Raw genomic sequence first — 22,631 nt, 5'->3', positions numbered from 1 at the left:
GTCTTATAACCTTTAAATCTCTACCTATGAAGACAATACAAATTCTATCACTTGTTTCAATAATTTTTGTACTAAATTCCTGTAAAGAAAACAAATCTGAAACCTCAGATACTATTGCCATATCAGAACCCAAAGAAGAAAAGCAATCTCCCGAAACAAAGCTTTCAAAAGAATTTAAGGACTACTGGTACAATGGCGAAGCCGAAATCACCTCCTACAAGTTAGAACAAGCACGCTATGGAGAACTTAGGGAAGGCACAGCTGTTATGGTATTTGTCACTGAAGATTTTCTACCAGAACAACAGGTCAAAGCAGACAATTATGATGAATCCAACATTCCTGTTTTAAAATTGAATGCCACAAAAAATTTCAACACTGGTATTTATCCATATTCCATAATGCAGAGCACGTTTTATCCCGTGGCAAACAATCAACATGCCATAAAAGTTACGGCTTCCATACAGGAATGGTGCGGACAAGTCTATGCACAACTTAATAATCGTGATGATTTTGAAATCATGTCACATTCATACTTTCAAGGAGAGGCTGATCAAAATTTCGATATTGAAAAAAACTGGACGGAAAACGAACTATGGACAAAACTCAGAATAGATCCTGAAAGTCTTCCAACTGGCGAACTAAACATTATTCCTTCATTGGAATATGCCAGATTGCGACACCAACCCATAAAAGCATATGATGCAATCGCCAGTTTAGACAATGGAATGTACACACTTTCGTATCCTGAATTAAACAGAACACTCAAGATTAATTTCAACAATGAATTCCCTTTTGATATTTTAGGCTGGGAAGAAACATCAGAAAGCGGTTTTGGTGCTTCTACAAAGACTTTAACCACTAAAGCCACAAAACTTAGCTCGATTAAATCTGCCTATTGGAATAAAAACAATAACGCAGACGAAAGCCTTCGGGAAAAATTAAAATTGCAATAGCTTTTTAAGGAATCTAAGTTATATTTGTTAAGTACCAACTTACTTAACATGTCAAACTTTTTCAATACGTACCAATCTGAAATCATTACAACAGCAATACTTCTCATAATACTTCTCATTATTAGGGCTGTTATAGTCGTTACAGTAAAAAAAATAGGCAGACGAAGTGGTACTACAGAAGCTAGGGCAAATCTTATCGGTCGCTATGTTACGGTGACATTATTACTCATCGCCATATTGATTGAAGCCTTTATTCTTGGTGTTGAAATCAATCAAATCTCACTAGTTTTTTCTTCCGTTTTTGCAGTAATTGGTATCGCTCTTTTTGCCATCTGGTCTATTCTAAGTAATATAACCTCTGGCATTATTATGTTCTTTTCATTTCCTTATAAAGTGGGAGACAAAATAAAAATACATGATAAGGATTATCCTGTAGAAGCCATAATAGAAGATATTAGGGCATTTCAGCTAATCCTAAGGGACGACAATGGCGACTTGGTCACCTATCCCAACAACCTTATTCTTCAAAAAGCAGTAACTTTAATGGAGAAAGATGCTTTAGACGATAGCAGCATACTGTAGCCTATGTTAAAAAAGAGAAATAAAAAACGTACTCAAGAACACAAAAAACACATCGGACAAGTTCCAGGAACCCTGGTCTATACTGGTAAAAAATCGGATAAAGATTTTCAAGTTGAATGTTTTGACTACACCAAGGACGATATCGAGGAAACTATTTTGCTCAATATCGAAGATGCCGTAAACTATAAGGACACAGATTCCGTTACTTGGATTAATGTAGATGGCCTTCAGCATACTGATAAAATTGAGGATATTGGTAAGCAGTACGATTTGCACCCACTCGTTTTAGAGGATATTGTAAACACAACTCAACGCCCTAAAATTGATGAATACGAGGATTACCTCTTCGTCGTGTTGAAAATGCTCTATTACGATGTCAACGAAGAAATTGTTATTGAACAAGTAAGCTTTGTCCTTGGGAAAAATTATGTGTTGACTTTTCAGGAAGCCGAAGGTGACGTTTTTGGTACTATCCGTGAACGCTTGCGCTATGCCAATGGAAGAATACGTGGATTAAAATCAGACTATTTATTGTACGCCTTAATCGATGCTGTGGTGGATAATTATTTCAGCATCATAGAAACTTTGGGCAATAAGATTGAAGATTTAGAAACCGAATTGTTTACAGGCCATGCACGAGAAGATGTCAATATTGAGGTGCAGCAACTTAAGCGTGAAATCCTAAAAGTACGTCGTGCTATTTTTCCATTACGTGAGATTATTAATCGTATCGAAAAAGGAGAACATCCATTAATTTTTAAACGCACAATAACTTATTATAGAGATATTTACGATCATTTAATTCAAGTATCAGAAAACATAGATATTTATCGCGAAATGATCTGGAGTTTAATGGATATGTACATGACTACCATTAGTAACAAGATGAACGAAGTAATGAAAGTCCTCACGATAATGTCTTCCATTTTTATACCCTTATCATTTTTGGCAGGTCTCTACGGCATGAACTTCGAGTATATTCCAGAACTCAAATACCGCTATGGTTATTTTGTGCTTTTGGGTGTAATGTTTACCATCTTTATTGGGTTGTTGATTTATTTTAAGCGTAAGAAGTGGTTGTGAAAATAACCGTTAAACAAAACCTAAAACCAAGGCATAAGCGCGTAACTTTTTTATATTTGAAGAGTAACTAACTATTCACCTTATGCGCCAGATTAAACTTTGCCTCATCTTTCTTTTGGGCACAGTAATTTCCTTACCAGCACAACAACCCAAAAAACTTAATTCCTCAGAAATATACGAAGCCGTACAAAAACTCAACGTTTTGGGTTCTGTACTTTATATCGCTGCGCATCCAGATGATGAAAACACGAGGCTAATTTCGTACATGTCCAACGAAGTTAAGGCACGTACGGCCTATTTATCCTTAACACGTGGAGATGGAGGACAAAACCTCATCGGACCAGAAATCAGAGAATTACTTGGAGTCATCAGAACACAAGAATTGTTGGCAGCAAGACGTGTTGATGGTGGTGAACAGCGTTTTACAAGAGCTAATGATTTTGGCTACTCAAAACATCCTGATGAAACTTTGGAAATATGGAATAAGGACAAAGTCTTATCAGATGTTGTTTGGGCCATCCGCGAATTTAAACCAGACATTATTATCAATCGCTTTGACCATAGAAGAGCAGGAAGAACGCATGGCCACCACACCAGTTCAGCAATGCTAAGCCTAGAGGCTTTTGATTTGGCGAATGATGCTTCAAAGTATCCATCACAATTGAACTTAACAGAGACATGGCAACCAAAACGCCTATTTTATAACACCTCTTGGTGGCGTTATGGTAGCAGGGAAGAATTTGATAAAATTGATAAAAGTAAAATGCTCAGTTTTGATATTGGAGTATATTACCCAACCAAAGGCATGTCTAATAACGAGGTGGCTTCATTGGCAAGCAGTCAACATCTTTGCCAAGGTTTTGGACGTTTAATGACTCGTGGTACTCAAGACGAATATATTGAGTTTTTAAAAGGTGAACCTTTAGACGATAGCAACGATGTGTTTGCAGGTATTGACACCTCATGGAACCGAGTTGAAGGCGGACAAGCCATTGGTAATATTCTAAATAAAGTTGAAAGTAACTTTAATTTTGTGAATCCAGCTGCTCACCTACCGCAACTTTTAGAAGCCTACAAATTGCTTCAAAATGTAAAAAACGAACACTGGAAAACCATAAAAACCAAAGAACTAAAAACGATAATTGAAGCTTGCGCAGGATTGTATTTAGAAGTTTCTGCCAATACGCCTCATGCTTCACCAGATGCCACCGTAGGTTTAAATATTGAGGCCTTGAACCGAAGTGCTGCCAAAATCGAATTGGTATCCTATAACCTTTCGACACTAGAGAACGGAATTTCAAAAAACATGGCAATGCCAGAAAATCAACGTCTGAATTTCGATGAAGGTATTACCATTCCAAAAGACATTCATTATACAACACCGTATTGGCTAAACAAAAAAAGCACCTTGGGCATGTACCATGTTGAAAATCCGGAATGGATTGGATTGCCAGAAACACCTAGAGCCGTTTTTGTGGATTTTAACCTGAATATTTTAGGCACGCCAATTACCATTACGAAACCAGTGGTGTATCGTTATTCAAAACCAGACAAAGGGGAATTGTATAGACCTTTTGAAATTGTACCTCCAGTTTCTGCAAGCATCGCTGATAAGGTTTTCATTTTTGAAAACGATCAGCAAAAAGAAATTGAAGTCACAGTAAAAGCCAGTAGAGATGCCGTTGAAGGTTATGTGCAAATGGCTTACCCAAATGATTGGAGCGTCTATCCTCAAAAACAAAAAATTGAAATTGCCAACAAAGGAGATATTCAAAAATTAGTTTTTACGGTTATTCCTCCAAAAAATCAGAGTGAGGGTTTAATCACACCAATGGTCAATTTTAATGGTGAATTCTACACAGACGAATTGGTTGAGATTGATTATGCTCACATACCTTACCAAACTGTATTGATGCCAAGTGTTAGTAAAGTGGTACGGTTGGATATTGAAAAACGTGGCAACAATATTGGTTATATCGAAGGGGCTGGTGATGTGGTACCAGAAAGTTTACGCCAAATTGGCTATAATGTCACCATTATTAAGCCTGAACAAATTTCAGCAGACAACCTCGTTAATTTTGATGCCATCGTAGTTGGTATTAGAGCCTACAATATTTTAGATGAAATGAAATTCAAACAAAAATTTTTGCTGGATTATGTAAAAGAAGGCGGCAACATGGTTGTGCAGTACAACACAAGTAGAGGTATAAAAACAGATAACATCGCTCCTTATGAGCTGCAATTATCCAGAGACAGAGTTACAGACGAAAATGCCGAAGTGAGAATTTTAGATCCAAATCACCCTATTCTTAATTTCCCGAATAAAATCACAACGCAAGACTTTGAAGGCTGGGTACAAGAGCGTGGTTTGTATTTTCCAGGTGAATGGTCGGAAGAATTTACACCACTCTTAGCAATGAATGACAAAGGTGAAAGTTCTAAAGAAGGGAGCTTGCTCGTCGCTAAATATGGAAAAGGCAATTACATTTATACAGGATTAAGCTTCTTTAGAGAGTTCCCTGCAGGAGTTTCTGGAGCCTACCGGCTTTTTGCTAATTTGCTTTCCGCAGGAAAAGAGGATGCAACTAAGTTGAAGAATTGAGATATACATACAAAACATCATCTGTCCATCAGATGAACAACTAACAGCTAACAACTAACAACTAAACTAATGAACAACCAACCACAACCAAAACAAAAATGGGACAAATTGTACACCATCGTATTAATTGCCAATGCCCTGTACATCATTCTCTTTTACTTTATAACAGCTTCATTCGCTTAATTTTATGGTGCAAACTTTAGATTGGATAGACTGGACGGTTTTAATTGCCACACTGGCCACAATTGTGGGCTATGGTACTTGGAAAACCAGAGGTAGTAAAAATGTTCAGGATTATGTAAGAGGAGGAAACACCTCAAAATGGTGGACCATTGGATTATCCGTAATGGCAACACAAGCGAGTGCAATTACCTTTCTCTCTACTACTGGTCAGGCGTTTTCAGATGGTATGGGCTTTGTTCAATTTTATTTTGGACTGCCAATTGCCATGGTTATTATCTGCTTGGTGTTTATTCCACTCTATCATCGTCTAAAAGTTTATACAGCCTACGAATTCCTCGAAAATCGATTCGACCTTAAAACCCGAAGCCTCACAGCTATTCTGTTTTTAATTCAACGTGGCTTGGCTGCCGGAATCACAATCTTCGCACCAGCCATCATCCTTTCGGTTGTACTCGGTTGGAATATTGTAACGCTCAATATTGTTATTGGAGTATTGGTTATTATCTACACCGTTTCTGGTGGTACAAAAGCTGTTACGGTAACTCAAAAGCAACAGATGTTTGTAATTTTTGCTGGTATGGTTGCAGCATTAATTATCATTATAAACTTAATACCTGAAGAAGTTTCTTTTACTGATGCTATTGATATTGCTGGTGCTACTGGCAAGATGGAGGTTTTAGATTTTTCTTTCGATTTAGAAAATCGCTACACAGTTTGGACGGGCCTCATTGGTGGAACATTTTTAATGTTATCCTATTTTGGCACGGATCAAAGTCAGGTACAACGTTACCTTTCTGGTAAATCCATGAAGGAGATGCAAATGGGTCTTCTCTTTAATGGTTTATTTAAAGTTCCTATGCAGTTTTTCATACTGCTTGTGGGTGTTATGGTGTTTGTGTTTTATCAGTTTAATCCTGCACCATTAAACTTTATCGATAAATCGACCCAAACGGTTTTAGCTTCGGAATATGGTGACGAATACAGAGCACTTCAAGACAAACAAGCAACTCTATTTTCCCAGAAACAGGAATTGAGTCTGAAACTATCGACGGACGAAAGTGAACGTACCAGAGTTCAACTTTCTAAATTAGACAGCATCGAAAAAACCTATCGTCTAGAGTCTAAATTCTTGATAAAGAAAGCTATTGACAATGAATATGCCAATAATTACACTAGGCTTCAAAATGAATTGGAAGGTCTAAGGGCTAATCCTGTTAGTGAAGAATTTATAACTAAGGAAAGTGAGCTAAAGACACTTTATAATGATGCCGCTAAGGACACGCAGACCAACGACAGGGATTATATGTTCATTCGGTTTATATTGAACCATCTCCCAACTGGACTAATAGGATTATTGCTTGCTGTTATTCTATCTGCAGCCATGTCTTCAACAGCTTCAGAAATCAACGCTTTGGCAACCATTACTTCAATTGATTTATATGGCAGAAATCTAAAAGAAGACAAAGGCGAAGAGCACATGGTAAAAATGACCAAGTGGTTTACTTTGGGCTGGGGAATTGTAGCCATTATCATAGCTTGTTTTGCCGATCTTGCCGAAAATCTAATTCAACTAGTCAACATCATCGGTTCAATTTTCTATGGAAACGTCTTAGGTATTTTCCTGTTGGCCTTCTTCTTTAAATATATAAAAGGTAATGCCGTCTTTACGGGAGCCTTAATCACACAAGCTATTGTTATTACCGGATGGTGGCTGGATTGGATGCCTTATTTATGGTTGAATTTATTCGGTTGCGTATTGGTGATCTTGATTGCACATATTTTACAGCTAATAAATAAGAATCAAGCAATTATAAACTAAAAAAAAAAGCGCAACCTAAGTAGATACGCTTTTTTTCTAAATTATTCTGAGTTGCAATTACATCGCACCCCATTCTTTTAATGATTCTTTATTCATTTTCACATAATCATCATTTCCGGCTTTTTGTGCACCTTCAAGTGATTTTTTAGCCGCAGCGATCGCACCGTCTTTATCTCCATTTGCAGCATGAATTAAAGACTGTTGTCTCAAGTACCAAAAACGCGGCTGTTCTTTAGTTAAATCTACAGCTTTATCAATCCACATCATAGCTTTATCCAAGTCTTTTCCTTCAGATAAGTTATAGACAGCAGCAGCATAATAATCATTAGCAGAAGGGCCACTCATCACTTTTGCGATTGAAGCAGATACTTTTTCAGCCGTTGGCACTTCAAATTTTACTCCAGCATAGGTGTTTTCCCATATAAACCCAAGCTCTGCAGAATTGTTAGTTAAACTATCGAATGTCATAGTCCAGGTCTCTACCTCCATAGGCATTTGATACGTCTCTACATTGACTTTGGCCGCAACTTTAGAATCATCCCATTCTTGAGGAGTTCCCCAATTATTGGTGTCTGAATAAAAATATACATCCCAAGATTTTTCATTAGGCGTAATAAAAATAGCATAAGAACCCGCTTTTACTTCATTACCTCCAATAGTAACATCATCGCTGAATGTTATGGTTGTATTTTTGTTGGCTCCTGCACGCCACATTTTACCATAAGGCACTAAATCACCAAAGATTTTACGTCCTTTCATACTTGGACGAGAATATTCCAAGGTTACATCTGTTAATCCAACCTGTTGCTCTACCTTACTCAAAGGGCTTGGCGCAGGCGTTTCAATTTGTGCATTTATCGAAAACATCAATGTTAACGCAAATGCAAATAGTAATAATTTCTTCATTTTTTAATAGTGTTAAGTGTTTTGTTTAAAGTGCCTTAAAGTTACGACTTAAGAAAAGCGAAATATGTTAAGAAAGACTTAAAAACAACAATTATAACCCTCTAATCTTTTCTAATAAACATATTAATCGTAATATTGCAATATAATAATTAAATATTATGGGATTAACTAAAAGTGAAATTTTCACTGAAGCGCAAAATCAAATATCGAGCATTGCCAAAGTCTTTGGGCATCCTGCCAGAGTCGCCATATTACAACATTTGTTTAAGACCAACTCTTGTATATGTGGAGACTTGGTAGATGAAATTGGATTGGCACAACCCACCATTTCGCAACATCTTAAGGAATTAAAAAATGTCGGTCTCATTTCGGGCAATATCGAAGGGACAAGTGTTTGCTATTGCATTGACAAGGCCAATTGGTCTAAAATGAAAACCATTATAAATGATTTTTTGAATCAAGATGTAAACGAGAATACTAATTGTTGTTAATTAAAATTGTAAATCAAAAATTATGAAACTATCAGAAATAAAATCGAAACTAAAGGAGCTAGACAATATAGCATTTCAATTGCCAAACGGAACATTGGTTCCCAATCACTTTCATGTAACCGAAGTTGGTAAAATCACCAAAGACTTTATTGATTGTGGCGGTACCGTAAGGCATGAAGAGGTTGTGAATTTTCAACTTTGGGAAGCCAATGATTACAACCATAGACTACATCCTGAAAAGTTGCTACATATTATTGAATTATCTCAGAAAACCCTAAATATTGGTGATTTAGAAATCGAAGTAGAATACCAAGGAGAAACCATTGGTAAATTTGGGTTAGACTTTAATGGCACTAACTTTCTATTAACTACAAAACAAACCGATTGTTTGGCAAAAGATAATTGTGGAATACCAGAAAAACAATCTAAACCAAAATTACAATTAGCCGATTTATCTGATGAACCTTGTTGCTCACCAGATGGCAACTGTTGTTAATCAAAATATAAACACACAATGATATTTTCAGAATTATCAGAAAAAATAGAAAGCTTAGATACCACTTCAATTTCAGAAGAAAGAAAAACAACTTTACAACCTTTAATTGATTTTATAAAGACTAAAGCAGATGCTAAAGCTATAATAAACCTAAACTTTATTTGTACGCACAACTCGCGTCGTAGTCATTTGTCACAGGTTTGGGCACAAACTCTAGCGAAGTATTACATTATAAACAACGTATTTTGCTATTCGGGCGGAACCGAAGCCACTGCTCTATTTCCTTCGGCTGCTGAAGCTTTGGAAAGCTCTGGGTTTAAAATTGAAAAACTATCCAATGAGGATAATCCTGTGTATGCCATAAAATATTCTGAAATAGCTCATCCTGTTATTGGGTTTTCTAAAACGTTTGATGCTTCGTTTAATCCATCAACACAGTTTGCAGCCATTATGACCTGTTCTAGTGCCGATGAAGGTTGTCCGTTCATTGCTGGTGCTGAAAAGCGCCTCCCAATAACCTATGAAGATCCAAAAGCTTTTGACGGCACACCTCAGCAAGCTGAAAAATACCTAGAGCGTAGTCTTCAAATTGCAACCGAGATGAAATATGTCTTCTCAAACATAAAACTCAATCATTAATAATATATGAGTTTAAATACATACCCATTAAATAAAAAACTTTGGTCTGAATTTATCGGAACGTTCGCTATGGTTTTCTGTGGCTGTGGAGCTATGACCGTAAACGAAATTACAGGAGGAAGCATTACACACGTTGGCGTAGCCATAACCTGGGGACTTATTGTCATGGCCATGATTTATGCCTTTGGTGAAATTTCTGGTGCACATTTTAATCCTGCTGTAACCATAGGTTTTGCTGTAGCAAAACGCTTTAATTGGAAAGATGTGCCAAAATATATCCTTTTTCAAGTTGCGGGAGCTTTTATGGCCATTGCTATTTTATGGGTTTTATTTCCTGAGAGCAACAGCTTTGGGCACACTTATCCCGCAGAAGGATTCGAACCCTATAAAGCTTTTATTCTCGAACTGTTGCTCACATTCTTCCTAATGGTTGTTATTATAAATGTTTCTACAGGAAGTAAAGAAATCGGCACCATGGCAGCAATAGCTGTAGGAGGTGTAATTTTATTGGAGGCTATGTTTGCTGGCCCAATGACCAAGGCATCCATGAATCCTGCTAGATCACTAGCACCAGCTATTATTTCTGGAAATCTTCAACATCTGTGGTTGTATATAACCGCACCAATTATAGGAGCCTTTTTAGCCATTATAAGCTGTAAATTGGTTAAAGATGATAATTGCTGTGACGAAAATTGTTAAACATTTTTTTTTCAAATTCATATATTCCTGTTAAACTTTGTTTAACTTTTATTTAAAATAGTTAAACATTACGTATCTTTACATTGTAAATGAAATACAATGGCAAAGAAAAAACCAATCACAGAATCAAAAATCATTGAGTTATACATGGATTATGTACTAACTCATAATGAACAGCCCAAGTCTGTTTATGCTTTTGCAAAGGATAATAATTTTGAAGAACAAAAATTCTACGAATTTTTTGGCTCGTTTGATGCCTTAGAACAAAGTATTTTCAAAGTCTTTTTTGATAGTGCACATGCAGTATTAGAGAAAAGCGAAGACTATATTAATTTCGATGCTAGAAATAAGTTACTTAGCTTCTACTACACCTTTTTTGAAGTTCTTACCGCCAATAGAAGCTATGTTGTGCATGCCTTAGAGCATAACAAAAATCAACTAAAGTCACTCAAGACCCTAGCAAAACTAAAGCAACGGTTTTCAAATTACATAGAGCATCTTAATATAAAGACCTTAGATTTGAAGCAAGCGCAATTAGAAAAACTTCAAAACAGAGGTTTAAAAGAATCAGCTTGGCTACAACTACTAGTTACCATGAAATTTTGGTTAGATGACACCTCACCCTATTTTGAAAAAACAGACTTGTTTATTGAGAAATCAGTAAGAGCAAGTTTTGATCTTATTGATACCACTCCGTTAAAGAGTTTAATAGATTTTGGTAAATTCTTGTATAAAGAAAAAATGCACAGTAACTAAATGAAGACAATAGACAGTATACCCATTACCAAAATTTCTAGAGCGAGTAAATTAGTCTCCACTGGTGCCAAAGTAGGTGTAAACTACTTAAAATACTATGGTGATAAAATGGTAAATTCTAAAGAAGATGCCAAAGAACGACTTAATAAGAATAATGCAGAGGATATATATGATAGCCTAAAAACATTAAAAGGTAGCGCCCTTAAGGTGGCTCAGATGCTGAGTATGGAAAAAAGCATTTTGCCTCAAGCTTACGTTGAGAAATTTTCTTTATCTCAATTTTCAGTACCACCATTATCGCCGCCATTAGTTATAAAAACGTTTAAAAAATATTTCGGTAAACATCCCGAAGACATTTTTGATACTTTCAACGCAACTTCAGTAAATGCTGCTAGTATAGGACAAGTCCATATTGCAGAAAAGGATGGGAAAAAATTTGCTGTGAAAATCCAATATCCTGGAGTTGCTGAGAGTATCGCATCAGATTTAGCTTTAGTAAAGCCTATTGCTATTAAGATGTTTAATATTAAAGGTAAAGATTCGGATAAATACTTTAAAGAAGTAGAAAACAAGTTAACAGAAGAAACTAACTATTTATTAGAAATACAACAAAGTAAAGAAGTTGTGGAGGCTTGTAAGCATATTCCTAATTTAAAATTCCCTAATTATTACGAAGAATTTTCTTCTGAGCGCATTATAGCTATGGATTATATGAAAGGTGAGCACCTTTCAGAATTTGTGGCTCACAATACAAATCAAAATATATCCAATCAATTAGGTCAAGCCTTATGGGATTTTTACATGTATCAAATTCATATGCTTAAAAAAGTACATGCAGATCCTCATCCTGGTAATTTCTTAATATCTGATGAAGGCGAATTAATAGCATTAGATTTTGGATGTATGAAGGCAATTCCAGATGAATTTTATGTGCCTTATTTTGAATTTGCCAAGAAGGAATGCATTGATAATCCTGAAGCATTTAGAGAAAAAATGTACCAACTCGAAATTCTGCGTAAGGACGATTCAGAACAAGAAATTACCTTTTTTTCTGACATGTTTCATGAGTTACTGAGCTTATTCACGCAACCATTCCAAAATGACGTTTTTGATTTTTCAGATCCAACGTTTTTTAATCAAGTGGCAGAAATGGGTCAGAAATATTCAAAAAGCACAGAGCTTAGAAATATGAATGGCAACAGAGGTTCTAAACACTTTATTTACATCAACAGAACATTCTTTGGGTTATATAATTTAATGTTCGATCTTAAAGCTGAAAATATTAAAATCAACAATTTTACAAACCTTTAAAATGGCAAAATTCAGCTTAGATGATATTAACCAAATGCATCATTTGTATCGCATTAATTTAATTAATAGTTGCTCTGGTTATAAATCGGCTAATCTCATTGGTACCAAAGATGATACTGGTGTAAGTAATGTGGCGGTATTCAGTTCTATAACACATTTAGGTTCTAATCCTGGGCTTTTAGGTTTCTTTTTGCGACCTACAACTGTAATTAGAAACACCTATGATAACATTAAAACTACAGGGAAATATACTCTAAATCATATACACGATGGTATTTTAGAAGATGCGCATCACACCTCTGCCAAGTACGATTCAGCAATCTCAGAGTTTAATGTCACGTCATTAGAGGAAGAATACAAAGACAATTTTATAGCACCATTTGTAAAAGGTTGCCCTGTGCAATTAGCAATGAGTTATGTGGAAGAGTACCCTATTAAGGCAAATAACACTATCTTACTCATTGGTAAAATTGAAAAACTCTATGTGCCTGATGATTTATTAGAAAAAGATGGATTCATCAATTTATCTAAGGGCAAGGTAGCGACTATCAACGGGTTAGATGGCTATGCAGTACCAGAGTTAAAAACACGATTAGAATATCAGCGCCCAAAACCAGAATTTGCAATCCCGAATGACTAATGCGCATATTAATTACAGGCACAACAGGCTATATTGCCAAAAGACTCGCACTTCAACTTCTAGAAGATGAACACGAATTAATATGCTGTGTACGTGATTTAAACCGTATTCCAGATGAAATAGAAGACAACCCTCTTTGTTCTTTTATAAAAATTGATTTTTTAGATCCTGAGCCCAATAAAATTCCTAAAGATATTGATGCCGCATATTACCTTATCCATTCTATGGCAACTGGTTCTGATGATTTTGAATCCCTAGAACGTCAATGCGCCCTTAATTTCAAAAATCTAGTTAACGCTACGGATTGCAAACAGGTCATCTACCTTAGTGGGATTGTTAATGATGAATCATTGTCTAAGCATTTAGAGTCTAGACTACAAGTAGAGGAAACCTTAAAATCAGATGAATATGCACTCACTACGCTACGTGCAGGCATCATAGTAGGAAGCGGTAGCGCGTCGTTTGAAATTATTAGGGACATTGTTGAAAAATTACCTGTTATGATAACTCCAAGGTGGCTAAACACTAAAACCCAACCCTTGGCTATACGAGATGTACTTGGCTATCTATCTGGCGCATTGGGGAAAAAAGAATTATACAACAATTCCTATGACATTTATGGCCCTGAAGTTTTGACTTACAAAGAAATGCTATTGCAATTTGCAGAAGTTCGTGGCCTGAAGCGTTACATCTACACCTTACCTGTCTTAACACCTAAGTTATCGTCTTATTGGCTGTATTTTGTAACATCCACTTCATTTCAACTGGCTCAAGCATTGGTAGACAGCATGAAAGTAGAAGTTATTGGCAAACCAAGCAAAATCAATGATGTTATAGACATAAAACCGGTTGATTATAAAACTGCGGTTGATTTAGCATTTCAAAAAATTGAACAAAATGCGGTGATATCAAGCTGGAAAGATGCCGTTAGCAGTGGCCGATTTAGAAGTCAATTATCTAAACACATCGAGCTACCTCAATATGGCTGTTTTAAAGATGTGAGGTCGAGAAATATAGTAGATGAAGAATACACCTTAAACAAAATTTGGAGTATTGGTGGTCGTAACGGATGGTATAGCTTTAATAACCTTTGGAAGCTAAGAGGTTATATGGATAAGCTATTTGGTGGTGTGGGATTACGAAGAGGTCGCACGCATGATAATTATCTTGAAGCTGGTGACCCTCTCGATTTTTGGCGTGTACTTTATGCTGATAAAAACGAAAAACGACTATTATTATTTGCCGAAATGCGATTGCCTGGAGAAGCCTGGTTGGAATTTAAAATTGTGAAGGACAAACTATATCAGCGTGCAGTGTTTAGGCCTAAAGGCGTTTGGGGACGATTGTACTGGTATATGGTTTTGCCGTTCCATGCCTTTGTCTTTAAAGGTATGCTAAATGCCCTTGTAGAACCGAAATGAAAGGTGTAAAAAAACAACATTTACCAGAGAAAATTTGCCTCGTTTGTGGACGTCCATTCACATGGCGCAAAAAATGGGCAAAGGATTGGGACAACGTAAAATATTGTAGCGAAAAATGCAGAAGGACAAAATAAAAAACTTGGTTTGGTTTAGAAATGACCTAAGAACAATTGACAACGCTGTTTTAGCTGAAGCATCAAAGAACAGCCACAAACTTGTTGGCGTATATTGTTTTGACCCAAGACATTTTAAAGTAAACAAGTTTGGTTTTAAAAAGACAGAAAAGTTCAGAGCTAAATTCTTAATAGAAACTATTCACGATTTAAAAAAACAGCTCAATCAGCTGAATATTGATCTACTGGTTTTTCATGATACACCAGAAATCGTTATTCCAACATTGTGCAAGACACATCAAATTACTGACCTTTACCTTCAAAAAGAATGGACGCAAGAGGAAGTAGATACTGAGAATTTGGTGAAAGTCGAACTAGAGGATATCAACTGGCACCATATTCACAATCAGCTTTTATTTCATCCAGAAGATATCAATTTTGAAATTTCTAAAACACCACAAGTTTTTACTGTATTCAGAAAGAAATTAGAAAAGTATGTTGACATAAGACATGAGGTGACAACCAAAAAGCAAACCAACGATAATAGAATTGAGAACAATATCAATATCCCAACGTTGTCAGACCTTGGATTTAAAGACTTTGAACAACATCCGCATTCAGCATTCCCTTTTAAAGGCGGTGAAATCGAAGCCTTAAATCGATTAAACGATTATTTCTTCAATACTAAAAAATTAGGATTCTACAAGAAAACTAGAAATGGCTTAGTTGGTGTTGATTACAGTTCAAAATTTTCACCATGGTTAGCCAATGGTAGTATTTCTGCCAGAACAATCTACCGGAATGTAAAGCGATTTGAAAAAGAACATTACAAAAATCAGTCTACGTATTGGCTCATTTTCGAGTTGATTTGGCGAGACTATTTTAAGTATGTATCCATTAAGCACGGTAACCAAATTTTTAAACTAGGAGGTATACTTCAAAAAGATTACGAATGGTCTACAAACCAAACTCAAATCAATAATTGGATTAATGGCGAAACCCAGTCTGACTTTGTAAATGCCAATATGATTGAACTCAAAGAAACCGGCTGGATGAGTAATAGAGGTAGACAGAATGTCGCTTCATATTTCGCCAAAGAATTAAAACTAGATTGGCGTATTGGCGCATCCTATTTTGAGTCGCTGCTCCTTGACTATGATGTACATAGCAACTACGGCAATTGGATGTATGTTGCTGGTGTAGGAAATGATCCTAGAAATCGAAAATTCAATGTGCAGCTTCAGGCAGAGCGCTATGATGCTAATGGAAAATTTAGAAGTCTTTGGTTGCAACCTAGCTTATTTTAATAATGAAAGAAGCCGTACTCATATTCCCACATCAATTATTCAAGAATTCACCAATTCTCGAGGTAAAAGCTGATGTCTATATCATTGAAGAATTTCTATTCTTTACGCATTACAAGTTTCACAAACAAAAAATTGCATTTCATAGAGCTTCCATGAAGGCTTATGCAGAATATCTTAAGAGTAAAGATAAAACGGTTAATTATATTGATGCTACATCAGACTTAAGTGATGTAAGACAACTCATCCCTAAACTGATTGATGAAGGTGTCGAAAAGCTTCATATCATTGACCCAACCGACAATTGGTTGCAAAAACACATTAATGAAGTTTTTAATGCTATTGACATAAAATGGTATGAGAACCCACTTTTTATAAACACAAAAGAAGAACTCACTTCGTTCTTTAAACCTAATAAAAAGAAATTCTTTCAAACATCGTTTTACAAACAACAGCGTAAAAATCGTGACATCTTAATGGTTTCTAATGAGCCAGAAGGTGGCAACTGGACCTATGATGGTGACAATAGAAAGAAGTATCCTAAAGATAAAACACCACCACATATTCAATTTCCGGATAAAAGTGATTATCACAAGGAAGCTGAAAACTATGTGACTGATAATTTCGGCAATCACTATGGTGAACTTACTGATTTAACCATTTATCCTATAGATTTTAAATCATCTGAGGATTGGCTACAGCAATTCTTTGAGCAACGCTTTCACGAGTTTGGCCCTTATGAAGATGCTATCGTGAAGGAAGAACACTTTTTAAACCATAGCATCCTCTCACCACTCATTAATGTTGGATTGCTTGACCCTTCAGAAGTGATTGAAAAAGCGATTGGCTTTGGAAAATCAAATGATGTTCCCATTAATTCAATAGAAGGTTTTGTGCGTCAAATATTGGGCTGGCGCGAATTTATTAGAGGTGTCTATGAAGTAAAAGGAACAGAAGAACGCACTAAGAATTTTTGGAATTTTGATCGAAAAATACCAGCTTCATTCTATGATGGCACAACAGGTATAAAACCCATTGACGACGTTATTAAAAAAGTCCTCAAAACAGGTTATGCACACCATATTGAACGCCTAATGATCCTTGGCAATTTTATGGTGTTATGTGAATTTGATCCAGACGAAGTGTACCAATGGTTTATGGAATTATTCATCGATGCTTATGATTGGGTAATGGTACCAAACGTCTATGGTATGAGCCTTTATGCTGATGGCGGTCTAATGTCCACAAAACCCTACATCAGTAGTAGTAATTATATCATGAAAATGAGCAACTACTCTAAAGGCGATTGGCAAGACACTTGGGATGGTCTATTCTGGACGTTTATGGATAAGCATCGCGATTTCTTCTCAGGCAATCCTAGATTAGGTATGCTTTTGGGCAATTTAGATAGAATGAACAAAGAAACTTTAGAAAACCATTTCAACAATGCAGAACAGTTTTTAGAGCAACTTTAGTATGGCAGAAAAAGAACATATCAATGTCGTTTGGTTAAAGCGTGATTTAAGACTTCAAGACAATGAAGCTATTGCAAATGCCTTAAAAGCAGGAAAACGAACCTTGATTCTTTATGCTTTTGAATATATCATATTAAATGATAAACATTATAGCGAACGCCATTTCAATTTTATAAAGGAATCCATTCGAGATATCAATGAAAGCCTTAAAGAATACAACACTAAGGTTTTAGCTGTGACCTGCGATATTCAAAGTGCGTTTAATCTCATTCAGGAATTTTATAAAGTTGACGCCATCTATTCGCATGTAGAAACAGGATTGTTGGTCACCTACAACAGAGACAAAGAATTTACGAGATATTGTCGGAATAATTTTATCGATTGGCACGAGAGCAAAAACAACGGTGTAGAGCGTGGATTGCTAAATCGAGATAATTGGTTTGAAAATTGGGAAAGCTATATGAACAAGGACTTGGAAATCTTTAAGCCCAACGATAACCAATTGATAAATAATACCGCTATTGAAACCTTAGAAAAGGTATTTACGGTTACCGATTTAGAGACACCATCAGTCACTAATTTTCAAAAAGGAGGTAGCACCATGGGTTGGAAATATGCCAGCTCTTTCTTTGAAAGCAGACATGAAGATTACATGTTCAATATATCTAAGCCCGAGGCATCACGAAGTAGTTGCAGTAGGATTTCACCCTATATAGCTTGGGGAAACTTGTCGATACGCCAAGTTTATCAAAAAGCAAAAGCTTTAAAAACCAATGCAAAGGATAAATCTCATATTGCGGCATTTATATCGCGTTTACGATGGCAAGCTCATTTTATTCAAAAGTTTGAAATGGAACACACCATGGAAAACGCAAGTATTAATAAAGGCTACCATAAGCTGAAAAAGAGTATCTCAAAAACATATCAAAAAGCTTGGAGAGAAGGTAAAACTGGTTTTCCGTTAGTAGATGCCAGTATGCGATGTCTTATTGAAACTGGATATATTAATTTTAGAATGCGTGCAATGTTAGCATCGTTCTTTACGCATATTCTCTGGCAGCCTTGGCAAGATGCTACCACACATTTATCACAACAATTTCTTGATTTTGAACCTGGCATTCATTTTCCGCAATTACAGATGCAAGCAGGCGAAACAGGAATAAATAATCTTAGAATTTACAATCCAACTACCAACAGTCTCAAACACGATCCTGATGCGGTCTTTATCAAAAAGTGGGTGCCCGAATTGAAAAATTTAGACCTACCACTTATTCACGAACCTTACCTTATGACTGAAATGGAACAAGCATTCTATAATTTTAAGCTTGGTGAGGATTATCCATTTCCAATTGTAGATATAAAGGAGAACCGCAAGTATGCCAGCGATATTCTTTGGAATATGAAAAAAGATCCTGATGTTATGCGTGAAAGTTTTAGAATACTTAAGCGACATACCATTAGTGATAGAAAGCGCATGTTACGAAACGAATAGACTCCAAATTTTCAACATTCATAATTCTGTGTTAATTTTTGTTTAACTTTTTATATAAAAGGTTAAACATTTTGTATATTTACGGTGTAATGATTTTAAACACAACACATCATAATAGTGAGCACAGGCAAATTATAACTGACCTTATTGGCAGTCCTTTTAGTTTGGTACAGATATTGAAACTTAAAGGTATAGGCTCTAAAAGGATGATAATAGAAGAAGTAAGTCCTAATATGCAGAGCATGATGAACAAAGTGTCAGATATAAATTATGCTAATATAGAATTACGGCCTAAGGGTATTTTGGTGATGATCAATCAAGGGCTAAGAAATTTTACTTGGATAATTCCTTACTATCAATTAGTAATATATAAGGTTAATGGATCAAGTCTGCACGCACAAGGTAGGTTTATCCGTTTTAGAAACAGTAAAACGTTTAAAGAGAACAAGAAATTCTTTAATAAGTTACTCGATCAGAAAGTTAAATACGACATGCAATATGCAATGCCCGAAAGTTTATGAATTTGAGTATTAGAGACATTGATCGTATTATAGAAATGGCATGGGAGGATAGAACACCATTTGAAGCAATAACATTTCAGTTTGGTTTAAAAGAACAAGAAATTATCGATTTAATGCGGAGAGAAATGAAACCTAGTAGTTTCAGAATGTGGAGAGCACGAGTCCAAGGACGAGCAACCAAACACATTAAAAAAAGAACATTTGACAAAGGCAGATTTAAATGTACGCGTCAAAGAACAATAACAAATAACTCTATAAGTAAACGTTAACACGTGCTTTGATTTAAGCTTGGAGTACTTAAAGACAGCACATTAAAAAGATTTTTATGAATACTACAACTTCCACTAAAAATGGTCAGAAATTAAATGGATTTTCGATTGAAGATATTGGAGATGACCATTTATTTACAAGTCTAGAGACACCAATGAAGCCTAATGCTTTTGAGATGTCCAATGACGAAAAAAAACAGCGAATTTCAATACTATTTTCTGAAATAATGGATGTATTGGGCTTAGATTTAAAAGACGATTCACTACAAGGCACGCCAGACCGTGTTGCCAAGATGTACGTCGAAGAAATATTCTCTGGCCTCGACCCAAATAATAAACCTAAAGTAGCGTTATTCGATAATAAATATCAGTATAATCAAATGTTAGTGGAGAAGAACATTACGTTCTACTCAAATTGCGAACATCATTTCGTTCCTATAATAGGCAAAGCACATATTGCCTACAAATCATCAGGGAAAGTCATAGGGCTTTCAAAACTGAATCGCATCGTACAGTATTACGCAAAGCGCCCACAGGTTCAAGAACGTTTAACCCAGCAAATAGCAAACGAACTTAAAACTGTACTAGAAACCGATGATGTTGCCGTAATCATTGATGCTAAACATTTATGTGTTTCATCTAGAGGTGTTAAAGATGATACATCAGCAACAGTTACAACTTATTATGGTGGAATTTTCAACACACCCGAAAAAATTGTTGAATTACAGAATTATATAAACAATTAGCAAATGGATATATTAGAAAAAGCAACTGAATTTGAAAACAGGAAGTTTTCCTTCAAGACAACTAGTGACAGAATCTTGGCCGCAAGAGAAGCTAAAGAGATTATTCTTGGTGTAAACGAAGTTTACAAGCAGAAGAAAGACGCAAAATTAATGGAACTCATGAAGCGTTTAACAGTTATAAAACAAAAGATTGAAAAACGTTTAAAAGGACGTCCATTAACAGCAGCATAAGCAATATGAGCAGATTAATAGTAATTGGAGGAAGCAAAGGTATTGGTAATGCAATTATCACATCTTTGCTTTCTTCCTATGATGAAGTGGTGAATATCAGTAGAACACCACCGGAAAATGAATCTGAAAACCTAAAGCATTACAGTTGTGATGTCATAAATGACGAACTACCAGAAATTGACAGTGCTGATGGATTAGTATATTGCCCAGGTAGCATTAACCTTAAACCGATAAATCGTTTGAGTATTGATGATTTTAAAAACGATTTTGAAATTAATGTATTAGGTGCTGTTAAAGCAATACAAAAGTATTTGCCATCACTTAAAAATGGCAATAACCCTTCTATAGTTTTATTCAGTACAGTAGCCACCAAGCTAGGTATGCCATTTCATGCTAGTGTTGCAGCTTCCAAATCTGCTGTTGAAGGTTTGACCAAGTCATTAGGAGCAGAGTTAGCACCTACGGTAAGAGTCAATGCTATAGCTCCAACGGTAACTGATACCGAATTGGCATCTAAACTTTTGAGAAATGAAAGGATGATTGAAAATATGAACGATCGACATCCACTAAAAAAATATTTACAACCTCAAGAAGTTGCCGATATGGCTGGTTTTCTACTTTCTCAAAAAGCAGCATCACTGTCCGGACAGGTATTTGAAATGGATTGCGGTATAGTTAGTTTTAAAATATAGATTTATGAATCCACTAAAAGCATTTGTCGGCACATTAACAACTTCAGATAATATTGTAACTAGAAAGGCGTCAAAACCTATTTATGATATCAAATTAGACAGTTTACAAGGACAACCAATTGATTTAGCCGATTTTAAAGGTAAAAAAATCTTGTTTGTTAATGTGGCATCAAAATGTGGCTTCACACCACAATATAAAGAACTACAACAACTCCATGATACTTATAGGGAACAACTTGTCGTTATTGGTATTCCATGCAATCAATTCGGAAAACAAGAGCCTGGTGATTCTAACGACATTCAACAGTTTTGTGAAGTTAATTATGGTGTATCATTTCTTGTTACTCAAAAAATTAACGTAAAAGGCCATAACCAACATCCTCTTTACGAATGGTTGACTAAAAAAGCTATTAATGGTAAGAAAAGTTCTGTAGTGAAATGGAATTTCCAGAAATATTTAGTTGATGAAGAAGGCGAATTAATAGACTACTTCTACTCCATCACAAAACCCACAAATTCGCGTATAACAAAACATTTAAAATAGATAATATGTTTGGCCTTTTTAAAAAAACTTCAGAATTAGACAAGCTACAAAGGCAGTATGAAAAGTTAATGTCAGACTGGCACAAACTATCGACTATAAATAGAGCCAAAAGCGATAAGAAGTATGCCGAAGCTCAAGAAGTCCTCGCACATATCGAGAAAATAAAAGCATAATACTTTGAAAAAAGCATACTACCTCATCCTCTTTCTAGCCATTAATTTTGGTGGGCTTGCCATTGGTAATTGTTTTATGGGTGATGCTGTATCTGGCGAATGGTATACTAACCTTAATAAAGCTCCGTGGACACCACCAGGCTGGTTATTTGGTTTTGCATGGACTATAATAATGCTGTGTTTTTCTTATTATCTAGCAGAACTCTTTATTGAAAGATCAAAAGTCTCGCTTTGGTTAGTTTATGTATTCTCTTGGCTTTTAAATGTTAGCTGGAATTGGTTTTTCTTTAATCAAAAAATGATCACTATAGGATTGATCGTTTTAATACTATTGTTTCTTACTATTTTCTACTTTTTTATAACATTTAGACACGATAGACTTAAGTGGGTTAAATATCTATTGTTACCCTATATAATATGGCTATTTATAGCAACCACTTTAAATGGGTATATACTATTCAATAACTAAGCCCAAACCTAGTCAAAAACA

At 35.6% G+C, this 22,631-nt stretch carries 26 protein-coding genes; 25 read left to right on the top strand and 1 reads right to left on the bottom strand.

Annotation, left to right across the window (positions count from 1 at the left end; genetic code table 11):
• The first annotated feature begins 26 nt into the window (after positions 1-26).
• The 5 genes from F1003_RS11715 (at position 27) to F1003_RS11695 (ending at position 7,222) form a co-directional block, all read left to right on the top strand.
• A complete protein-coding gene (locus F1003_RS11715) occupies positions 27-953 on the top strand; it encodes a septum formation inhibitor Maf (protein ID WP_155089614.1) in 927 nt (308 codons plus the stop codon).
• Positions 954-1,001: 48 nt separating this feature from the next.
• Positions 1,002-1,535, top strand: coding sequence for a mechanosensitive ion channel domain-containing protein (locus F1003_RS11710; RefSeq protein ID WP_155089613.1), 534 nt, complete (start codon positions 1,002-1,004; stop codon positions 1,533-1,535).
• A 3-nt stretch (positions 1,536-1,538) separates the two neighbouring features.
• A complete protein-coding gene (corA, locus tag F1003_RS11705) occupies positions 1,539-2,618 on the top strand; it encodes a magnesium/cobalt transporter CorA (RefSeq protein WP_155089612.1) in 1,080 nt (359 codons plus the stop codon).
• Between the two features lie 82 nt (positions 2,619-2,700).
• Complete coding sequence (locus F1003_RS11700) at positions 2,701-5,220, top strand: PIG-L family deacetylase (RefSeq protein ID WP_155089611.1); 2,520 nt, start codon at positions 2,701-2,703, stop codon at positions 5,218-5,220.
• A gap of 187 nt (positions 5,221-5,407) precedes the next feature.
• A complete protein-coding gene (locus F1003_RS11695) occupies positions 5,408-7,222 on the top strand; it encodes a sodium:solute symporter family protein (RefSeq protein ID WP_155089610.1) in 1,815 nt (604 codons plus the stop codon).
• A gap of 57 nt (positions 7,223-7,279) precedes the next feature.
• On the opposite strand, the gene F1003_RS11690 is transcribed toward F1003_RS11695, so the two are convergent.
• Complete coding sequence (locus F1003_RS11690) at positions 7,280-8,128, bottom strand: DUF2911 domain-containing protein (RefSeq protein ID WP_155089609.1); 849 nt, start codon at positions 8,126-8,128, stop codon at positions 7,280-7,282.
• Positions 8,129-8,286: 158 nt separating this feature from the next.
• Here F1003_RS11690 and F1003_RS11685 point away from each other — a divergent pair, with 158 nt between their 5' ends.
• From F1003_RS11685 to F1003_RS11590, 20 genes are all read left to right on the top strand, one after another.
• Entirely contained in the window at positions 8,287-8,619 is a 333-nt protein-coding gene (locus F1003_RS11685; protein WP_155089608.1) for an ArsR/SmtB family transcription factor, read from the top strand.
• Positions 8,620-8,641: 22 nt separating this feature from the next.
• Complete coding sequence (locus tag F1003_RS11680) at positions 8,642-9,115, top strand: DUF6428 family protein (protein ID WP_155089607.1); 474 nt, start codon at positions 8,642-8,644, stop codon at positions 9,113-9,115.
• A gap of 18 nt (positions 9,116-9,133) precedes the next feature.
• Entirely contained in the window at positions 9,134-9,754 is a 621-nt protein-coding gene (locus tag F1003_RS11675) for an arsenate-mycothiol transferase ArsC (RefSeq protein ID WP_155089606.1), read from the top strand.
• A gap of 6 nt (positions 9,755-9,760) precedes the next feature.
• Positions 9,761-10,453, top strand: coding sequence for an MIP/aquaporin family protein (locus tag F1003_RS11670; protein ID WP_155089605.1), 693 nt, complete (start codon positions 9,761-9,763; stop codon positions 10,451-10,453).
• A 99-nt stretch (positions 10,454-10,552) separates the two neighbouring features.
• Positions 10,553-11,209 carry a TetR family transcriptional regulator C-terminal domain-containing protein gene (locus tag F1003_RS11665; RefSeq protein WP_155089604.1) on the top strand — a complete coding sequence of 219 codons (657 nt, stop codon included), beginning with the start codon at positions 10,553-10,555 and terminating at the stop codon, positions 11,207-11,209.
• A complete protein-coding gene (locus tag F1003_RS11660) occupies positions 11,210-12,520 on the top strand; it encodes an ABC1 kinase family protein (RefSeq protein ID WP_155089603.1) in 1,311 nt (436 codons plus the stop codon).
• Position 12,521: 1 nt separating this feature from the next.
• Positions 12,522-13,160, top strand: coding sequence for a flavin reductase family protein (locus F1003_RS11655; RefSeq protein WP_155089602.1), 639 nt, complete (start codon positions 12,522-12,524; stop codon positions 13,158-13,160).
• Positions 13,160-14,581: an SDR family oxidoreductase gene (locus F1003_RS11650; protein ID WP_155089601.1), complete on the top strand. Its 1,422-nt coding sequence runs from the start codon at positions 13,160-13,162 to the stop codon at positions 14,579-14,581. Before F1003_RS11655 ends, F1003_RS11650 begins: the two co-directional genes overlap by 1 nt.
• Positions 14,578-14,715 carry a DUF2256 domain-containing protein gene (locus F1003_RS11645; protein WP_155089600.1) on the top strand — a complete coding sequence of 46 codons (138 nt, stop codon included), beginning with the start codon at positions 14,578-14,580 and terminating at the stop codon, positions 14,713-14,715. Before F1003_RS11650 ends, F1003_RS11645 begins: the two co-directional genes overlap by 4 nt.
• Positions 14,697-16,001: a DASH family cryptochrome gene (locus F1003_RS11640; protein ID WP_155089599.1), complete on the top strand. Its 1,305-nt coding sequence runs from the start codon at positions 14,697-14,699 to the stop codon at positions 15,999-16,001. The genes F1003_RS11645 and F1003_RS11640 overlap by 19 nt, the downstream gene beginning before the upstream one ends.
• 2 nt (positions 16,002-16,003) lie before the next feature.
• Positions 16,004-17,473: a cryptochrome/photolyase family protein gene (locus F1003_RS11635; RefSeq protein ID WP_155089598.1), complete on the top strand. Its 1,470-nt coding sequence runs from the start codon at positions 16,004-16,006 to the stop codon at positions 17,471-17,473.
• Between the two features lies 1 nt (position 17,474).
• Entirely contained in the window at positions 17,475-18,965 is a 1,491-nt protein-coding gene (locus tag F1003_RS11630) for a cryptochrome/deoxyribodipyrimidine photo-lyase family protein (RefSeq protein WP_155089597.1), read from the top strand.
• Between the two features lie 89 nt (positions 18,966-19,054).
• Positions 19,055-19,486, top strand: coding sequence for a hypothetical protein (locus tag F1003_RS11625; RefSeq protein ID WP_155089596.1), 432 nt, complete (start codon positions 19,055-19,057; stop codon positions 19,484-19,486).
• Positions 19,483-19,755 carry a TIGR03643 family protein gene (locus tag F1003_RS11620; RefSeq protein ID WP_155089595.1) on the top strand — a complete coding sequence of 91 codons (273 nt, stop codon included), beginning with the start codon at positions 19,483-19,485 and terminating at the stop codon, positions 19,753-19,755. The genes F1003_RS11625 and F1003_RS11620 overlap by 4 nt, the downstream gene beginning before the upstream one ends.
• Before the next feature lie 56 nt (positions 19,756-19,811).
• On the top strand, positions 19,812-20,501 hold the full coding sequence (gene folE, locus F1003_RS11615; protein ID WP_155089594.1) for a GTP cyclohydrolase I FolE: 690 nt from the start codon (positions 19,812-19,814) through the stop codon (positions 20,499-20,501).
• A 3-nt stretch (positions 20,502-20,504) separates the two neighbouring features.
• The gene (locus tag F1003_RS11610; RefSeq protein ID WP_155089593.1) at positions 20,505-20,732 is read left to right on the top strand and encodes a hypothetical protein; all 228 of its coding nucleotides are present in this window, start codon (positions 20,505-20,507) and stop codon (positions 20,730-20,732) included.
• Positions 20,733-20,737: 5 nt separating this feature from the next.
• Positions 20,738-21,424: an SDR family NAD(P)-dependent oxidoreductase gene (locus F1003_RS11605; protein ID WP_155089592.1), complete on the top strand. Its 687-nt coding sequence runs from the start codon at positions 20,738-20,740 to the stop codon at positions 21,422-21,424.
• Positions 21,425-21,428: 4 nt separating this feature from the next.
• Positions 21,429-21,968 carry a glutathione peroxidase gene (locus F1003_RS11600; protein WP_155089591.1) on the top strand — a complete coding sequence of 180 codons (540 nt, stop codon included), beginning with the start codon at positions 21,429-21,431 and terminating at the stop codon, positions 21,966-21,968.
• A 5-nt stretch (positions 21,969-21,973) separates the two neighbouring features.
• A complete protein-coding gene (locus F1003_RS11595; protein WP_155089590.1) occupies positions 21,974-22,141 on the top strand; it encodes a Lacal_2735 family protein in 168 nt (55 codons plus the stop codon).
• Positions 22,142-22,145: 4 nt separating this feature from the next.
• On the top strand, positions 22,146-22,610 hold the full coding sequence (locus F1003_RS11590; protein WP_155089589.1) for a TspO/MBR family protein: 465 nt from the start codon (positions 22,146-22,148) through the stop codon (positions 22,608-22,610).
• The last annotated feature ends 21 nt before the right edge of the window (positions 22,611-22,631 follow it).

Source organism: Winogradskyella ouciana, from assembly GCF_009709615.1.
GTDB lineage: Bacteria > Bacteroidota > Bacteroidia > Flavobacteriales > Flavobacteriaceae > Winogradskyella > Winogradskyella ouciana.
This window is presented reverse-complemented; position numbering and strand designations above follow the sequence as displayed.

Bases quoted from the DNA above. Each gene is read 5' to 3' on its own strand.
- F1003_RS11715 (WP_155089614.1), top strand. From the start codon at position 27: ATGAAGACAATACAAATTCTATCACTTGTTTCAATAATTTTTGTACTA.
- F1003_RS11710 (WP_155089613.1), top strand. From the start codon at position 1,002: ATGTCAAACTTTTTCAATACGTACCAATCTGAAATCATTACAACAGCA.
- corA (WP_155089612.1), top strand. From the start codon at position 1,539: ATGTTAAAAAAGAGAAATAAAAAACGTACTCAAGAACACAAAAAACAC.
- F1003_RS11700 (WP_155089611.1), top strand. From the start codon at position 2,701: ATGCGCCAGATTAAACTTTGCCTCATCTTTCTTTTGGGCACAGTAATT.
- F1003_RS11695 (WP_155089610.1), top strand. From the start codon at position 5,408: ATGGTGCAAACTTTAGATTGGATAGACTGGACGGTTTTAATTGCCACA.
- F1003_RS11690 (WP_155089609.1), bottom strand. From the start codon at position 8,128: ATGAAGAAATTATTACTATTTGCATTTGCGTTAACATTGATGTTTTCG.
- F1003_RS11685 (WP_155089608.1), top strand. From the start codon at position 8,287: ATGGGATTAACTAAAAGTGAAATTTTCACTGAAGCGCAAAATCAAATA.
- F1003_RS11680 (WP_155089607.1), top strand. From the start codon at position 8,642: ATGAAACTATCAGAAATAAAATCGAAACTAAAGGAGCTAGACAATATA.
- F1003_RS11675 (WP_155089606.1), top strand. From the start codon at position 9,134: ATGATATTTTCAGAATTATCAGAAAAAATAGAAAGCTTAGATACCACT.
- F1003_RS11670 (WP_155089605.1), top strand. From the start codon at position 9,761: ATGAGTTTAAATACATACCCATTAAATAAAAAACTTTGGTCTGAATTT.
- F1003_RS11665 (WP_155089604.1), top strand. From the start codon at position 10,553: ATGGCAAAGAAAAAACCAATCACAGAATCAAAAATCATTGAGTTATAC.
- F1003_RS11660 (WP_155089603.1), top strand. From the start codon at position 11,210: ATGAAGACAATAGACAGTATACCCATTACCAAAATTTCTAGAGCGAGT.
- F1003_RS11655 (WP_155089602.1), top strand. From the start codon at position 12,522: ATGGCAAAATTCAGCTTAGATGATATTAACCAAATGCATCATTTGTAT.
- F1003_RS11650 (WP_155089601.1), top strand. From the start codon at position 13,160: ATGCGCATATTAATTACAGGCACAACAGGCTATATTGCCAAAAGACTC.
- F1003_RS11645 (WP_155089600.1), top strand. From the start codon at position 14,578: ATGAAAGGTGTAAAAAAACAACATTTACCAGAGAAAATTTGCCTCGTT.
- F1003_RS11640 (WP_155089599.1), top strand. From the start codon at position 14,697: ATGCAGAAGGACAAAATAAAAAACTTGGTTTGGTTTAGAAATGACCTA.
- F1003_RS11635 (WP_155089598.1), top strand. From the start codon at position 16,004: ATGAAAGAAGCCGTACTCATATTCCCACATCAATTATTCAAGAATTCA.
- F1003_RS11630 (WP_155089597.1), top strand. From the start codon at position 17,475: ATGGCAGAAAAAGAACATATCAATGTCGTTTGGTTAAAGCGTGATTTA.
- F1003_RS11625 (WP_155089596.1), top strand. From the start codon at position 19,055: ATGATTTTAAACACAACACATCATAATAGTGAGCACAGGCAAATTATA.
- F1003_RS11620 (WP_155089595.1), top strand. From the start codon at position 19,483: ATGAATTTGAGTATTAGAGACATTGATCGTATTATAGAAATGGCATGG.
- folE (WP_155089594.1), top strand. From the start codon at position 19,812: ATGAATACTACAACTTCCACTAAAAATGGTCAGAAATTAAATGGATTT.
- F1003_RS11610 (WP_155089593.1), top strand. From the start codon at position 20,505: ATGGATATATTAGAAAAAGCAACTGAATTTGAAAACAGGAAGTTTTCC.
- F1003_RS11605 (WP_155089592.1), top strand. From the start codon at position 20,738: ATGAGCAGATTAATAGTAATTGGAGGAAGCAAAGGTATTGGTAATGCA.
- F1003_RS11600 (WP_155089591.1), top strand. From the start codon at position 21,429: ATGAATCCACTAAAAGCATTTGTCGGCACATTAACAACTTCAGATAAT.
- F1003_RS11595 (WP_155089590.1), top strand. From the start codon at position 21,974: ATGTTTGGCCTTTTTAAAAAAACTTCAGAATTAGACAAGCTACAAAGG.